General features: G+C 43.8%; 14 protein-coding genes. All 14 read left to right on the top strand.

Annotated features, from left to right (window positions below):
- The first annotated feature begins 8 nt into the window (after window positions 1–8).
- Entirely contained in the window at window positions 9–1,787 is a 1,779-nt protein-coding gene (locus ACFPQ4_RS05690; protein WP_378110814.1) for a sulfatase-like hydrolase/transferase, read from the top strand.
- A 15-nt stretch (window positions 1,788–1,802) separates the two neighbouring features.
- Window positions 1,803–2,330 (top strand): adenylyl-sulfate kinase, encoded by a 528-nt coding sequence (gene cysC, locus ACFPQ4_RS05685; RefSeq protein ID WP_378110813.1) that lies wholly within the window; start codon window positions 1,803–1,805, stop codon window positions 2,328–2,330.
- A 111-nt stretch (window positions 2,331–2,441) separates the two neighbouring features.
- Window positions 2,442–3,047, top strand: a complete 606-nt coding sequence (locus ACFPQ4_RS05680; protein ID WP_378110812.1) for a hypothetical protein — start codon at window positions 2,442–2,444, stop codon at window positions 3,045–3,047.
- Complete coding sequence (locus tag ACFPQ4_RS05675; protein WP_378110811.1) at window positions 3,044–3,778, top strand: formyltransferase family protein; 735 nt, start codon at window positions 3,044–3,046, stop codon at window positions 3,776–3,778. Before ACFPQ4_RS05680 ends, ACFPQ4_RS05675 begins: the two co-directional genes overlap by 4 nt.
- The gene (locus ACFPQ4_RS05670; protein WP_378110810.1) at window positions 3,775–6,198 is read left to right on the top strand and encodes a PEP/pyruvate-binding domain-containing protein; all 2,424 of its coding nucleotides are present in this window, start codon (window positions 3,775–3,777) and stop codon (window positions 6,196–6,198) included. Before ACFPQ4_RS05675 ends, ACFPQ4_RS05670 begins: the two co-directional genes overlap by 4 nt.
- Complete coding sequence (locus tag ACFPQ4_RS05665) at window positions 6,195–6,857, top strand: gamma-glutamyl-gamma-aminobutyrate hydrolase family protein (protein WP_378110809.1); 663 nt, start codon at window positions 6,195–6,197, stop codon at window positions 6,855–6,857. The genes ACFPQ4_RS05670 and ACFPQ4_RS05665 overlap by 4 nt, the downstream gene beginning before the upstream one ends.
- The gene (locus ACFPQ4_RS05660) at window positions 6,854–7,621 is read left to right on the top strand and encodes a phosphocholine cytidylyltransferase family protein (RefSeq protein WP_378110808.1); all 768 of its coding nucleotides are present in this window, start codon (window positions 6,854–6,856) and stop codon (window positions 7,619–7,621) included. The genes ACFPQ4_RS05665 and ACFPQ4_RS05660 overlap by 4 nt, the downstream gene beginning before the upstream one ends.
- A gap of 50 nt (window positions 7,622–7,671) precedes the next feature.
- Window positions 7,672–8,442 (top strand): glucose-1-phosphate cytidylyltransferase, encoded by a 771-nt coding sequence (gene rfbF / locus ACFPQ4_RS05655; protein WP_378110807.1) that lies wholly within the window; start codon window positions 7,672–7,674, stop codon window positions 8,440–8,442.
- Entirely contained in the window at window positions 8,439–9,506 is a 1,068-nt protein-coding gene (rfbG, locus tag ACFPQ4_RS05650; RefSeq protein WP_378110806.1) for a CDP-glucose 4,6-dehydratase, read from the top strand. The genes rfbF and rfbG overlap by 4 nt, the downstream gene beginning before the upstream one ends.
- Window positions 9,507–9,509: 3 nt before the next feature.
- Complete coding sequence (locus ACFPQ4_RS05645; RefSeq protein ID WP_378110805.1) at window positions 9,510–10,745, top strand: methyltransferase domain-containing protein; 1,236 nt, start codon at window positions 9,510–9,512, stop codon at window positions 10,743–10,745.
- A complete protein-coding gene (gene rfbC / locus ACFPQ4_RS05640; protein WP_378110804.1) occupies window positions 10,745–11,278 on the top strand; it encodes a dTDP-4-dehydrorhamnose 3,5-epimerase in 534 nt (177 codons plus the stop codon). Before ACFPQ4_RS05645 ends, rfbC begins: the two co-directional genes overlap by 1 nt.
- Before the next feature lie 12 nt (window positions 11,279–11,290).
- Complete coding sequence (locus ACFPQ4_RS05635; RefSeq protein WP_378110803.1) at window positions 11,291–12,670, top strand: glycosyltransferase; 1,380 nt, start codon at window positions 11,291–11,293, stop codon at window positions 12,668–12,670.
- 88 nt (window positions 12,671–12,758) lie between these two features.
- The gene (locus ACFPQ4_RS05630) at window positions 12,759–13,952 is read left to right on the top strand and encodes a class I SAM-dependent methyltransferase (protein ID WP_378110802.1); all 1,194 of its coding nucleotides are present in this window, start codon (window positions 12,759–12,761) and stop codon (window positions 13,950–13,952) included.
- Window positions 13,936–14,703: a cephalosporin hydroxylase family protein gene (locus ACFPQ4_RS05625; RefSeq protein ID WP_378110801.1), complete on the top strand. Its 768-nt coding sequence runs from the start codon at window positions 13,936–13,938 to the stop codon at window positions 14,701–14,703. The genes ACFPQ4_RS05630 and ACFPQ4_RS05625 overlap by 17 nt, the downstream gene beginning before the upstream one ends.
- Window positions 14,704–14,959 lie beyond the last annotated feature (256 nt).

Genomic DNA, 14,959 nt, shown 5'->3' with positions numbered 1-14,959 from the left:
GTTTGGTTATGCACTACGACATTAAGCTTGCACGATTATTGAAAAAATACGAGCTCGATACAGTTACGGAATCTTATTATATCGATAGATTCGTTGTAGAGGTATGCCAACCTCAGTCTCCGAATGATCGGATGGTTATTTGGGGCGCAGGCGAGCATACGGATCATTTGCTCAAAATACTCTGCAAAGATGTCGGAATCAGAAACTCCATTGCTTTTATCGTGGATAATAGCGAGAAACTACAGAACACCAATGTCAAAGGTTTTCAGGTTAAGCCCCCTTCGGCCATAAACGACGACATCACGACCATTGTCGTGTCATCTTATTTGTACAGGGAGCCGATAACGGATGAAATAAAGAAGTCTTATCCGAGATGTAGAATTGTTAACATTTACGATGAGAAGTTTCAATTGCCGTTGAAGGGACCTTTTTATATACACAAGCAAAATACGGACCTGTTCATGCAGCGCAAAATATATGAAGAGGCATCCGGCCGCAAGCAAAGGGAAGCGCAATTGCTAACGCTCATCAAGAAGTATTTGCGCGTTAGGGATTTTGTAAATGGTCAACGCTATATTGCCGAGTATGTGATGCAGAAATACTCCGATTACGCGGAGTTGCTAAGCCTTCAACAAGAGTTGAATTCATTGCTTACGGAGTTAAAGGAAAGCTTGCAGAGAAAGACTCCGCAGGATCTTTGCATATTAATACTGGACAGCATGAGGGCAAGAGATCTAGAAAAAATGCCGAACTTGAATGCGTTTGCTTCTCAACACATTAACTATCGGAACGCGTACAGCCCTTCGACTTATACAATCGCGAGCTGCTTATCCATGATGACGGGAAAGCTTCTGATCGACGATCATTTGATGGAAGAATCCGAGCTGGATTTAACTCAAAGCGGCTTATATGGACGAGTGTCTCAGGAAGGCTATCGTTTCTATCAGTACAGCGGGATGCATGTTAAAGATCATCCGCACGTAAATCTGATAGGAACTTCGGGAAAAAAAGCTGATTTTGATACGTTTGCCCCTGCGTCTTTATTGATTTGGAATTTTCTAACCGATCTGGCATCGCGGCAAGACAGCAGAGGGTTATACGTGCTGCAACTATGGGAACTCCATCATCCCTACGTTTCCGGCTACCACGAGAAACGGATCATACTTCCCGGATACTTGCCGAAGTTTATCAATAAGCACAAAATCCAAAACCCTGATCTTCTGACGGAAGCGTATGATCAGTATCAAGAAGCGATGCGCTACGTTGATCAACAACTGCAAATGTTTTTGGAGTTTTTGCCGCCGCGGATGACGGCAGCGATTTGCTCGGATCACGGATTTTGTCAAGAAGACGGAGATCATTACGGCGCGGTTCTTCCGTGGAGAGACGAGAACATTCATGTTCCGCTCATCGTTCGATATCCGGGAGATACCCCTACGGTCAACCCAGGTCTCTTCGGAATGAAGCATCTATCGGAAATTTTGCTGGAAATTTACGAAACAGGTGCGCTTCGTATTCAGCCGCACGATTTCGTGGAAATGCAGAGAGGACCGATACGAAGCAAAACGATGAGAGAGGATCCGCTTTTTTCCTACCAGCTTAACCCAAATTTATTTCAGGGATATAAGATGATACGAAGTCTGACCGAAAAGTATGTTCTGTATGATAACGGACAGGAAGAGTACTATATATTACCAAACGAAGATGTGCCGATTACGAATCCGGATCCGAGTATAATGGATAAATACAGACAATTGATCAACCGAGATTTTTACTATAACCTCTGACGGAAGGTGAGCGAATTGAACAACGCAATGACGATTTGGTTAACGGGATTAAGCGGTGCGGGTAAAAGTACGCTTGCATTGGAAATTAACAAAATATTGCTGGAAAAAGGCGTCAAAGTCGAGATTTTGGATGGGGACGTCGTTCGTAACGAGATCGGCCATATGTTCGGCTACTCAAGAGAAGAACGGATGAAGATGAGTAAGGTTATCCGCTTTATCTCAAAGACGTTGAATAAAAACAATATCTCGGTTATCGTAGCGGCTATTGCACCGTTTCAAGAAATGAGAGACTTGAATAGGCAGGAAATCGACAATTATGTCGAAGTTTACGTGAACTGTCCCGTTGATGAATGTATTCGTAGAGATACAAAAGGATTGTACAAGAAGGCGTTGCAGGGGGAAGTACGTCATGTAGTCGGCATTGACGACGTGTACGAAATTCCGCAAAGTTACGATATAGAGCTTAGAACGGATCAAGAATTGATAGACGAATCGGTACGGAAGCTAAAAGAATATTTCGATCGGCGACTGGCAGAGGGGTAAACCATGTATTCATATATAACCGAGAACAATTTGGACAATAAGCAGCATTATATGTTCTCTGAGTATAGAGGAAACGATTTTTTGAATGATTTTTTTCGGATTAGAACGACGATGATTAATGAGATGCGGGAAGCTTTTTTGCCCGCTTATAAGGTGCTTTTAGAAGAGGATAGACCCGCATGGGGCTGGTGTATAGCGTTCATTGACCGGTTAACGGAACGGAGCATCTTAGAGCTGCAACCGGTAGCAGACGCATCGCCGCTTGTACAGTGTCCTTTTGAAATGAAGGAGCTAGATTTAGGAACTCTAGTAACTATCGATACGCCGGAGATGCTCGATTTATTAATCGTACATGTGCTATCCGCAGATCAAGCAGAGAACGATGAATCGTATTTGCGGTTATTGAACGCATTTACGAAATCTTTCGAAGTTCGGAAAAGGCTGTATGAACAATATACAAAGGAGTTTAAGCCTCTTTCCGCAAACTATCGATCGGTAGACAATTACGCTAAGTTTTCGTTCGTGCTAGCTGTCGTATATTTAAAAACAAACAATTTAAAGTATTTGAACGCTTTGTTAAAAATTAACGATACAATCGCATCCGTAAGCAAGGAGGTCAACGAAAGTCCTCAGAGTTTTACTAGGGTCTTCCTCTCCTTACTGATGGAACGGTACGCCGTACATAAGCTATGCGTAACAAAGGGGTTAAGCCAATGATTATTCCCAAAGTAGCACTGATTGGTACATCCGGTAACCGGACCAAAGCTTATTTGCAATTGATGAAAAAGAACAACCTATTGCCTAGCTACTGCGTGATCATGCATCGCGACGTGTCCGTTCTACGGAATGAAGCGGAGCTGTACAAGCAGCAGAACGAGGAGCCGGCGGATTATTACGACCCGAATGAGCCTGTCGTAGTTACTCTTGAGGAATGCGGCATACCCTATCGAATTGTAGAAACGGAACAAGTCAATGACGAGCTCGTGCACGGTCACGTCCTAGACAGAGACGAAGAGATCTGGATTTACTCCGGATTTGGGGGACAGATTCTCAAGCGTCCTTTAATCAATTGCGGTAAAAAATTCCTTCATATACATCCAGGGATCGTGCCCGAGTTTAAAGGCAGCACGACCATTTACTATAGCCTGCTTCAGGAGGGAACGTGCGGAGCTTCGGCTATATTCCTGGATGAAAATATAGATACGGGCCCTTTGATAGCGAAGAAAAGATTTCGCATTCCAGATCAACCGCCGGACATGGATTATATATTCGATCCTTTTATCCGGGCTTCTTTATTGGTTGATGTGTTGAGGCATTACTCGGTTCATCAAACTTTCGATTTGACCAGCCAAACCCCCGACGAGGGCGAAACTTACTTTATTATTCATCCAGTATTAAAGCATATTGCCATTCTATCCGAAGTCGAAAGTAAGGAGGGGAGCTTATGAACCAGGCGACTGCTTTTCGGTTCGGAACGAAGGCCGACAACTTGGAGCAACTGCAACATTTGGTTACGGCGAGCTTTATCCCTGCTCCTTTCATTATTAGGGTCGGAGAATGGTATGAAAATGCCTCTAAAGTAACGAAGGAAATTTCGGAGAGATTTCCCGGTCAACAAATCGTTATTCGCAGCAGCGCCCCCAACGAGGACTCCTTTGAGTTTTCGATGGCGGGTGCCTATGAGTCTGTCCTTCACATCGACTCCGGCAATTCGTTCGATGTTGAGCAGGGAATGGCGCATGTCATTTCCAGTTATACGGCAAAAGGAAGCCGCCTCGTGGACGACTATCAGTTGATCGTTCAGCCGATGGTTAATCAGGTTCGCATGGGCGGCGTTATTTTTACCCGTGACCTAGAAAACAACGGCCCGTACTACTTGTTGAACTATGATGATCGAAGCGGAAGAACGGATACGGTTACCTCCGGCCATCATGCCGAGCTGCAGACCGTATACATTCAAAAAAATATCGATCTTAAGGATTTAACAGAACCTTTAAATAATCTCATTCTAGCGGTTAGAGAATTGGAACGGATTACGCGGGCGGATCGGCTAGACATTGAATTCGCCATCGATGCTAACGGCTTCGTTTTTATTTTGCAGGTTCGTCCTCTCGTGCTTAAAAAAATCATGAACAAAGAAAAGCTGGACCGCAATATCGCGACGACGCTTCAGGGCGTTAAGTCCTACTATAAAGAGTCGGTTAATAATTCGCGGGTATTTGGCACGAAGCCGATTTACGGGCAAATGCCCGACTGGAACCCGGCCGAAATTATCGGTGCCCATCCTAGAAGCCTGTCCGTGTCGCTGTATAATCAATTGATTATGCGCCGCGCCTGGCACAAAGGAAGGGCTTTACTAGGTTATAACGAACCTTCCACCGAGAATCTGATGGTTACTATGGCAGGTCGTCCCTACGTAGATGTAAGAAATAGCTTCAACTCTTTGCTGCCTATTGGGTTAACGCCTTCTCTTTGCGACAAATTGATCGATTTCTACATCGATAAGCTGGAACGTACGCCTAGCCTTCACGATAAAGTCGAGTTCGAGATCGTCATTTCGTGCATGACCTTTAATTTCGAGCAGCAAAGCACGGAGTTGCTCGCGAACGGCTTTTCCGAAACGGAAATCCATCTCTTGAAAGCAAACCTGCTCGAGTTGACGAATAAAATCGTGTTGAATGACAATGGGATGCTGAGCTCTCTTGAGGAACGCCTGCATGTAATGAAAAATAAGAGAGAAATGCTGATGTCGCGTTCTTTCAGAGTCGAGCAGATTCCATTTATTATTCAGTCGCTTATCGAAGACTGTACCCAGTACGGAACGATTCCGTTCTCCGCGGTCGCTAGGTGTGCTTTTATCGGGAAAGCGTTGCTTAAATCTATGGTTAGCGATCGACTGATTACCGAGGAGCAGTATCATCGCTTTTTAGCTTCTATTGAGACCGTAGCAACTTTGATGGTTGACGATTTGGACAAGTGGTATGGCGGGAAAATGGACATCGACGAATTTCTCGCCGCGTATGGGCATTTAAGACCCGGAACCTATGATATTGCCTGTTATAGCTATCGGGAAAAACCGGATTATTACTTTACCAGACCGGCCAACCCTACTCAACAACTTGTATCGGAGTATTTTAAAGAGGACATTCAGGCGGCATTTCCTCATGACTCTATTACCGAGCGACTCACGCAGGAAGGATTCGCGTTCAACTCCTCGACACTGCTTCGGTTTATACGCGAGTTTATTCAGAAAAGGGAGTCAGTAAAGTTCGAGTTCACCAAAAATATCGATTTGATTTTACATCTTTTAGTGCAATTCGGAGATTACTTCGGTTTGAGCCGAGATGATCTGTCTTATTTGGATATAAGCGATATTACCCAGTATGCCAACACGACGCTTCCGCCGTTTCTTTCGGGAAAACTCAAAAGCATCGTGGAGTTTAACCGCGAAACGCATGCCATGGAGAAATTCATTTATATGCCGGATCTAATTACGGGGGAAAGCGACCTAGAAATCATTAAATACGCGCAGCGGATACCGAATTATATCACGCAAAAAAATATTAGCGCCGAGATCGTTTGTCTGGATCGCGACGATTACAGCTTGGACGCGGCTAATCTGACAGGGAAAATCGTCATGATCGAAAAAGCCGATCCCGGATACGATTGGTTGTTTGCGTATCCGATTGCCGGGCTCATAACCAAGTACGGCGGGGCAGCCTCGCATATGTCCATCCGTTGCGCGGAGTTTAGCATGCCGGCCGCTATCGGATGCGGTGAAAAGCTGTATTCGTTGCTTAAAGCGGCTGAGAGCGTAAATCTTAACTGCAAAGCTAAGTCGGTAGAGCCGGTTGGAGTGAGAGTATGATCATTGTCTTATCGCAAAGAGTGACGAAAGAATCGCGATATCGGGAAACCCGGGATGCACTGAGCCACGATTGGTGCAAATTTATCGAAGACAGGGGAGGTGTGCCCGTCCCCATCCCCAATGCTTTAAACGACGTGTCGAATTATGTTGACAGATTACGGCCGAAATATGTGATTTTAACTGGCGGCAATACGGTTGCAGAAGCTGACGGGGAGGCGGAGGACTGTTCCCGGGAAAGAGATGAAACGGAAAGGCATTTGCTAAGCTATGCGATAAAGAATTATATTCCGGTTCTCGGGGTCTGTAGAGGCATGCAAATGATACAAGCTTATTTCGGAGGCGTGCTTTCCCGCATCGACGGGGTTCAGAACCATGTGGCATCGCGGCATGAAGTGTCGCTCAGCGAAGATATGGCAGTGCGGTCCGGGCAAGAAACCGGCATCGTAAATTCGTATCATGAATGGGGAATTCGGCAACATCAAGTAGCGGAGCAACTAATTCCGTTTGCGCGATGCTCTATAGATAATACGATAGAGGGTTTTGCGCATACGAGCTACCCTATCATAGGCGTAATGTGGCATCCCGAACGAGAAGGATCGGACAATCGGGTTAATCATGCGTTACTCAATTATTTTTTCGGATTATCGAAAGAAGGATGATGATGATGAAAGCTCTCATTTTAACGGCAGGTAAAGGCAGCAGGCTGAGACCGTACACGGATCATTGCCCCAAAGGAATGATAGAAGTAGAGGGAAAGACGATTTTGGAGCGACAAATCGAACTGTTCCATTCATTAGGGATTACAGAAATCGGAATCGTTAAAGGCTATAAGGCGGAGTCTGTAAAGACGCCTCCCGAAGTCGTGCATTATATCAACGAGGAATATGATACTACCAATATGGCGCAAACTTTGCTATGCGCGGAATCTTTCTTTGATGATGAAGTCATCGTATCCTATAGCGATATTTTATATCATCGCAGCGTTTTGGAGGCTCTTCTTGACTGCAAGCACGTTCCGGCTGTTGTCGTCGATCAGGATTGGAAGCCTTATTTCGCAGAGCGCTTCGGAAACCCCTTTGAAGATGCCGAAAGCTTGGAATTAAATGAAGCGAATCACATCGTATCGATTGGAAAGCCAAGTCCCGATCCACATGAAATTCAAGCTCAATATATCGGGTTAATGAAGTTTAACGTTCATACGATGCAGCATATTAAGCTAATGTTATCGCAGGGCGAACAAGCATCAATCGGCTGGGGTAGGCCGCCAAGGCAATGCTATTTAACGGATGTCATACAACAGCTGGTATACGACGGGTTGGAGCTAAAGGCGGTAAAAATAAACGGAGGTTGGCTGGAGATCGATACGGCCAGAGACTACGAACTGGCCAAGCGACTTTTTCCCCAAAGAATAGCTTATGTTTGACCGTTAATTAGTCGATATATAAACTACAACGGAACCGAAGGGGGTATAGCATGAAAGCAGTCATCTTAGCTGGAGGTTTCGGAACAAGAATTAGCGAAGAAACCCACCTCATGCCTAAACCGATGATTCAAATCGGCGGAAAGCCGATCTTATGGCACATAATGAAAACGTATTCGTTTTACGGAATTAATGACTTTATTATTTGCCTTGGGTACAAAGGGTACATGATCAAAGAGTATTTCTCCAACTACTTCCTCCATACATCCGACGTCACGTTCGATCTTAGAACGAACGAAATGACCATACATAAGAATCAGGCTGAACCGTGGCGCATAACCCTTGTCGATACGGGCGAAGAAACGATGACAGGGGGGAGATTGAAGCGCGCGCAGTCGCACGTAGGAAACGAAACGTTCTGTTTCACCTACGGCGATGGCGTTAGCAATGTCAATATCGAACAACTGATTCGTTTTCATAAACAAAAGGGCCGGCTAGCTACCGTTACGACGGTACAGCCGCCAGGACGTTTCGGCGCAATAAACCTGGATGAGGATCGGATTGTCGGCTTCAAGGAAAAGCCTCAGGGAGACGGGAACTGGATCAATGGGGGGTATTTCGTGCTTGATCCGGAGATCTTTGATTTCATTAAAGGAGACGAGTCCATATGGGAGCAGGAGCCGATGGAGGCTTTGGCTTCGGAAGGACATTTGTCCGCGTTTTTCCACTCGGGGTTCTGGCATCCTATGGATACATTAAGAGATAAGGTGAAGCTGGAAGAGTTGTGGCAGTCGGATTGCCCGCCTTGGAAGGTATGGATATGATGCAATCTGGTTTTTGGAACGGGAAAAGAGTGTTTATTACCGGACATTCCGGGTTTAAGGGGTCATGGTTATCGTTATGGCTTCAGATGCAAGGAGCTGAGGTAGGCGGGTATGCTCTTCCTCCCTTGCAGGGGCCTAACTTATACAATTTGGCTCGAGTCGGCGACAATATGTTATCCGTTTTTGGGGATATTACCGATAGTCATAAATTGAACCAATCCCTTGGCGCATTTCAACCGGACATCGTTTTCCATTTGGCTGCGCAGCCATTAGTCCGTTATTCTTATACACATTCGAGTGAGACGTTCAATACGAATGTCATGGGGACCGTCCATCTTCTTGAAGCGGCTAGACAATGTGAAAGCGTTAAAGTAGTCGTTAACGTAACGAGCGATAAGTGCTATGACAATCCCGGTAATCAAAGGTCGGGTTTCGTCGAGAGCGATCCGATGGGAGGGCACGATCCCTATAGTGCGAGCAAGGGCTGCGCCGAGCTCGTGACAAGTGCTTATCGAAATTCCTTTTACTCGTCGTCGGGCAAGCAATTGGCATCCGTAAGAGCCGGGAATGTAATCGGTGGCGGAGATTGGGCGGAGGATCGAATTATTCCGGATTACATCCGTTCGATTGCTAACAGAAAGCCAATGCTGATTCGTAAACCGAACGCCGTTCGGCCGTGGCAGCACGTGTTAGACCCACTATCCGGGTATTTACTTTTAGCCCAACGAATGTGGGAAACAGGCGATGACTACTCCACGGGTTGGAATTTCGGTCCGGATGCGGAGTCGATCGTTACGGTCAAGGAACTCATTGATAGGACTATGAGGATATGGCCGAATCAGGTCATTTACAGTCCAGAGGGACAAGATGAAGCTTACGAGGCTGCATTATTGACGTTAAATAGCGCAAAGGCGAAACACGTGCTTGGCTGGAAACCGAAGCTGAATGTCGATGAGGCGATAGCCTGGACGATCCAGTGGTATAAGGCGTTTTCGGAACAAGCGGACATGTCTGATTATACGGCACAACAAATACATAGATTCGATGCGTTGGAGGGGCTGTAACCGATGAGAACCCAGTATTGTCGGGTCTGCGGAAATGAATTAAGCTACACGTTCGTGGATTTAGGTTTATCGCCGCTTGCGAATTCCTATGTAAGTTCTTCAAAGCTTCAGCAAATGGAGCCTATGTACCCTCTGAGAACGTTTGTATGCGAGCACTGCTTCTTAGTTCAAGTGGAGGAGTTCGAATCTCCTCAGCACATCTTCGAAGATTACGCGTACTTTAGCAGCTTTTCGGACAGTTGGCTGGAGCACTGCAGCAACTACGCAACCAAAGTCACTCGTCAATTCAAGCTGAGCTCCGAAAGCAACGTCATTGAAATTGCGAGCAACGACGGTTACTTGCTTCAATATTTTCAACGGCAACACATTTCGGTCGTAGGCATAGAGCCAGCAGTGAACGTAGCAAAAGAAGCCGAGAAAAAAGGAATTCCGACCATCGTTGACTTTTTCGGTCCAGCGCTTGCGCAGAAATTAGTAAGCGACGGCGTTCGGGCGGATCTCTTGATCGGGAACAACGTGCTTGCGCACGTGCCGGAGTTGAACGATTTCGTTAAAGGGATGAAGATGCTGCTTTGCGAGAGCGGCGTCATCACAATGGAATTCCCTCACTTGATGAAGCTCATTCAACAATGTCAATTCGATACGATTTATCACGAACACTACTCCTATTTCTCCTTTACTACGGTATATCAACTATTCGAGAAACACGGACTTCAGTTATTCGATGTCGAAGAGCTTGTTACCCATGGAGGTTCATTACGAATTTACGCGAAGCACATCGACAATCCTGAGCATCCGATAACAGAGAATGTAGGATCGCTTTTGCGCGAAGAGGAAACTTTCGGCATCAAGAGCATGGAGATGTACCAAAAGTATAAGGAAGAGGTCAAGAAGCTGAGGAGACAATTGGTTCGCTTCCTCGTTGATTTAAAGGATAGCGGCAAAACAATCGCGGGCTACGGCGCTCCCGCGAAGGGGAATACATTGCTAAATTACTGCGGACTGGATAAAGATTTTTTAGATTATACCGTTGACCGTAGCCCTCACAAACAAAATATGTTTTTGCCAGGGTCGAGAATTCCCATCTACTCGCCTGATTATTTAAAAGAGACCCGTCCGGATTATGTCCTGATCCTCCCATGGAATCTCAAATACGAGATTATCGAACAGACGGAATATATCCGTGAGTGGGGAGGCAAATGGATCGTTCCGATTCCGGTAGTTGAGGTGATCAACTAATGAAGTTTGAGGAGCTATCCATTAGAGGAGCTTATCTCATCGAATTGCAACCGATTCAAGATGAAAGAGGTTTTTTTGCCCGTTCGTACTGCAACAAGGAGTTTAAGGAGAACGGACTAAACCCGCAGATCGTGCAATGCAACGTTTCTTATAACTTTCATAAAGGAACAATAAGAGGGATGCATTACCAGGCAGACCCTTATGAAGAAACGAAACTGGTTCGATGCATAAGAGGAGCCATCTATGACGTTATCATCGACTTGCGTGCCGATTCGGAGAGCTATCTTCAATGGGCGGCAGTAGAACTGACAGGTGATCTTCGTAAAATGCTCTATATTCCAGCAGGAGTCGCGCACGGATTTCAAACGCTTCAGGACGATACGGAAGTTTTCTACCAAATGGGGAACTATTACGAACCGTCCGCTGCAAGAGGCGTCCGTTGGGATGATCCTGCTTTTAACATTAAATGGCCTTTGAGATGTACGAATATATCAGAAAAAGATGCCGCATATGGCGCTTTTGAGCTGCAATAAGGAGGAATACCGTTGTCGTCAGCCCCACAATTCTCGATCATTCTTCCTACACGTAACCGCAGTTTCATTGTAGAACAAGCCATTCAAAGCGTACTTGATCAAACGTATCAAGATTGGGAACTTATAGTCGTTGATAACGACGTGGATAACAAAACTTATGATGCGGTACATAAATACATTGGAGACAAAATTAAGTACGTCCGAACCGGCGATTTGCCCATGCATGATAATTGGCAGCGAGGACTGGACGAAGCAAGAGGAAACTACATTACGGTGTTAGAAGACAAAGCTAGTTATGCACCGTATGCTCTGGAGACGATCGACAGCATTATTAAGAAAAACCTGGATACATCCGTATTCGTATGGGGATATGCGTACAACGCGAAGTTTCCTTCTACGTTTGAATCGACAATCGATACCTATCGTTTCGCTTCGGATGAAATCATCAAATTATTTTTGAACGAACATCATAGCGGGATTACACCCGTATTGCCGAAGATGATCTTTTCATGCTGTCATCGTTCTATCCTGGATCATTGCAATGCACGAAACGAACGACTGTTTCAATCTATGTCGCCAGACTATACTTCCATGTTTGCGCAGTTATCCTATTTTGAACATGTGCTACTAATCGATGTTCAATTGGTTCAATTCAATTCTCAGTTTAGTAATGGCAAAGACTTTATGCTAAAGAAATTTAATAGCAAGGACATGTCCGATTTTATCAAACTGACTTTAAACGGCGACATTGATGAAAGTTTTCGTTACTCGAGCCTGAGAATGGATACTTTATATAATGTGTTGATAAGTGAGTTCAATAATGGGAAACGTAGATATGGAGGCAATCTCGAGCCATTTCACATGAATAAGATCAATGTATTTAGAGAAGCTGCAAACCAAATTTATGAAATGACAAGCTATGGAGTGGACATGAATCCTGAGAAGTTGCAGTTGAAGAATGAGCTAGAAAATGAACCCAGCTTTATCAGGACGCTTGTCGAACAATATGAAGAACAGGTTAAGTTAAAATTGTTAAAACCACAGTTCGAGTTTGCAACTTCTTTTGTAACGGGAATTTTGAGTTGCTTGTTGAGTGCAGGGAAGAAAATTGCGATCTGGGGTGCAGGCGACACAACTCGATATATATTAAGTCATTTAGAACAAAACTTGCAGTCCATAAAATATATTATTGATTCCGATGTTTCAAAACAGGACAAAGCCATGTCTGGGATTATGGTTAAAGGGCCAAGTTTTTTAAAGGAACAGCAGGTAGACGTTGTATTTGTATCCATACTTAAATTTCAAGAAGAAATTACAAATGAAATCAAGTCAATGAACCTTGATTGTAAAATACTGACCCCGGACAATATAAAAGATTTTATTAAAGTATAAAGACTATTACACGACTACTAGAAATCCGCGACGCATAAAATCGAGCAAATCTATTAATGGTGGAGACAATTAGCTAAGGAGGGGTAAAGTGTCCGATTCAACTGTATGCCCAGTATGTGGATCCTACAATCTTAATCAGTTCCTCAACCGCGAAGGGGTACCCGCCAATCAGAACCTCTTAATAGGTAGCAAGGCTCAAGCCTTATCTACCACGAGAGGAACATTGAACCTAGTAATATGCAAAGATTGTAAGTTTATTTTCAATTCCTCATTTTCGCTTGAAGATCTTCAATACGGCAGTGAGTATGATAATACTCAATCTTACTCACCCTATTTTAATAGCTATATAAATAATTTAATTCGCGACTTAGTTGATAAAAAAGGGATTCGGCAGCAAACAATTGTTGAGGTCGGGTGCGGCAAAGGCGGGTTTCTAAGGAAGCTTGTAGAAGAAGGAGAGAACATAGGATTTGGGTTTGATCCAAGTTATGATGGAGAGATTATTGAGTTTGGCGGAAGATTGAGGTTTGAAAAGAAATATTATGATGAAGATTGCACGTCTATCCAAGCTGATGTCGTTATTTCTCGTCATGTTATCGAGCATGTTCCTGATCCTGTGTCTTTACTGAAAACCTTGAGAAAAACTTTGAAAAATTCCCCTAATGCACGTGTTTTCTTCGAAACACGTTGTGTGGAATGGATATTGAAGAATAGAGTGATGTACGACTTCTTTTATGAACAGTGTTCTTATTTTTCAAAAATCTCATTAAGCAACGCCTTTCAATTATCAGGCTTTGAGGTTGTAAATGTTGAACATATATTCAACGGGCAGTACCTATGGATTGAAGCGGTTGTTGGAGAGCCTAAACTCGAAGTTCAGAATAATGAGATTAATTTCTTGTTAAAAGCGGCTTTGGAATATGTTAACTTTGAGAAGCAGTGGAGAATAAGTGCGACAGAGTTTTTGGAGTTTTATTCAAACAATGGGAAATTAGCTATATGGGGGGCTGGAGCTAAAGGAGTGACCTTCTTGAATTTATTAGACCCGAACATTAATTTTGTGAATTGTGTTATTGATATTAATCCCAATAAAGTTGGAAAATATATTCCTGGATCAGGACACGAGATCATTAGTATAGAAGAGTTGTGTCATAGGGAAATTGGAAGTATTCTGATTTTGAACCCAAATTATTTCGAAGAAATTAGTGTTCTTTTGAAAGACTTGAACCTAAATATAAAACTTTTCTCTGAGAGGGAGTTAATGAATGAAATACGAAATTGATACAGAGACCAACACCATTATTTCAACAGTAAATGGTGAAGTGAAAAAAGAAGCATTATATTCGAAGGATGGATTCGAGACTCTTTCAGATTTGTGGGTTAAAGTGGGTTGGAATGAAAGGTATTCTTATACGTTTAGTTGGATGGGTAGGCCGATCATTCAGCTTCCTGAAGACGTGCTAAGGATGCAGGAGGTAATTTATAGAATTCAGCCGGATGTTATTATAGAAACTGGTGTTGCTCATGGCGGATCAATCATATTTTATGCCAGTTTATGTAAAGTTTTAGGGAGGGGAAGAGTTATTGGAATAGATATTGAAATCAGAGAGCATAATCGTAAATCAATTGAAGAGCATGAGCTATTTTCTTACATTCAACTCGTTGAGGGAAGTTCAACAGATGAGAATATCGTAAACCAAGTTAAGGGCCAAATTAAGCCTGGTGAATCGGTTCTTGTGATATTAGATTCTAATCATACAAAGCAACATGTATTGGACGAATTAGAAGCGTATCATTCAATAGTATCCGTAGGTTCATACATTGTTGCTACTGACGGAATTATGAAAGACTTACATGATGTTCCTAATGGAAGAGTTGAATGGAAAGATAATAACCCAAGTGGAGCAGCAATTGAATTTGCAGATAAAAATTCTGATTTTGTGTTGGAAGTTCCTAAAGCAGTGTTTAATGAAAGTAAACTGAATAAAAACATTACCCATTGGCCAAATGCGTGGTTAAAACGAATAAAGTAGGATGAAGCAATCGGTACGGAAAACTTGTAGAGTCAAATATTCATGCAAGGTGACTTCTTCCTGCCATTCGGCGGAAAGCTCACTGATGATAACCGCTGGGTGTTCCTCGCCCAGATTCCTTGGTGAATGATCGGGAAAAAACATGCGAAAAACTTTGGTTGTTTTCGAGGGACGCGATCCCATTGACTGTCTCGACAGAAAACGTGCCCCGTTCAGCAAGCCCTAATTACGATTGCCCCGGAGGGCTACTTAAAAT

This window comes from Cohnella yongneupensis (assembly GCF_042655785.1).
GTDB classification, from domain to species: domain Bacteria; phylum Bacillota; class Bacilli; order Paenibacillales; family Paenibacillaceae; genus Cohnella; species Cohnella yongneupensis.
Note: the sequence above shows the minus strand (reverse complement) of the source record. Positions and strands in the feature narration are given on the sequence as shown.

What these genes read in the sequence shown, in the direction of transcription:
- ACFPQ4_RS05690 (WP_378110814.1), top strand. Translation starts at nt 9, where the DNA reads ATGCACTACGACATTAAGCTTGCACGATTATTGAAAAAATACGAGCTC.
- ACFPQ4_RS05680 (WP_378110812.1), top strand. Translation starts at nt 2,442, where the DNA reads ATGATTAATGAGATGCGGGAAGCTTTTTTGCCCGCTTATAAGGTGCTT.
- ACFPQ4_RS05675 (WP_378110811.1), top strand. Translation starts at nt 3,044, where the DNA reads ATGATTATTCCCAAAGTAGCACTGATTGGTACATCCGGTAACCGGACC.
- ACFPQ4_RS05670 (WP_378110810.1), top strand. Translation starts at nt 3,775, where the DNA reads ATGAACCAGGCGACTGCTTTTCGGTTCGGAACGAAGGCCGACAACTTG.
- ACFPQ4_RS05665 (WP_378110809.1), top strand. Translation starts at nt 6,195, where the DNA reads ATGATCATTGTCTTATCGCAAAGAGTGACGAAAGAATCGCGATATCGG.
- ACFPQ4_RS05660 (WP_378110808.1), top strand. Translation starts at nt 6,854, where the DNA reads ATGATGATGATGAAAGCTCTCATTTTAACGGCAGGTAAAGGCAGCAGG.
- rfbF (WP_378110807.1), top strand. Translation starts at nt 7,672, where the DNA reads ATGAAAGCAGTCATCTTAGCTGGAGGTTTCGGAACAAGAATTAGCGAA.
- rfbG (WP_378110806.1), top strand. Translation starts at nt 8,439, where the DNA reads ATGATGCAATCTGGTTTTTGGAACGGGAAAAGAGTGTTTATTACCGGA.
- ACFPQ4_RS05645 (WP_378110805.1), top strand. Translation starts at nt 9,510, where the DNA reads ATGAGAACCCAGTATTGTCGGGTCTGCGGAAATGAATTAAGCTACACG.
- rfbC (WP_378110804.1), top strand. Translation starts at nt 10,745, where the DNA reads ATGAAGTTTGAGGAGCTATCCATTAGAGGAGCTTATCTCATCGAATTG.
- ACFPQ4_RS05625 (WP_378110801.1), top strand. Translation starts at nt 13,936, where the DNA reads ATGAAATACGAAATTGATACAGAGACCAACACCATTATTTCAACAGTA.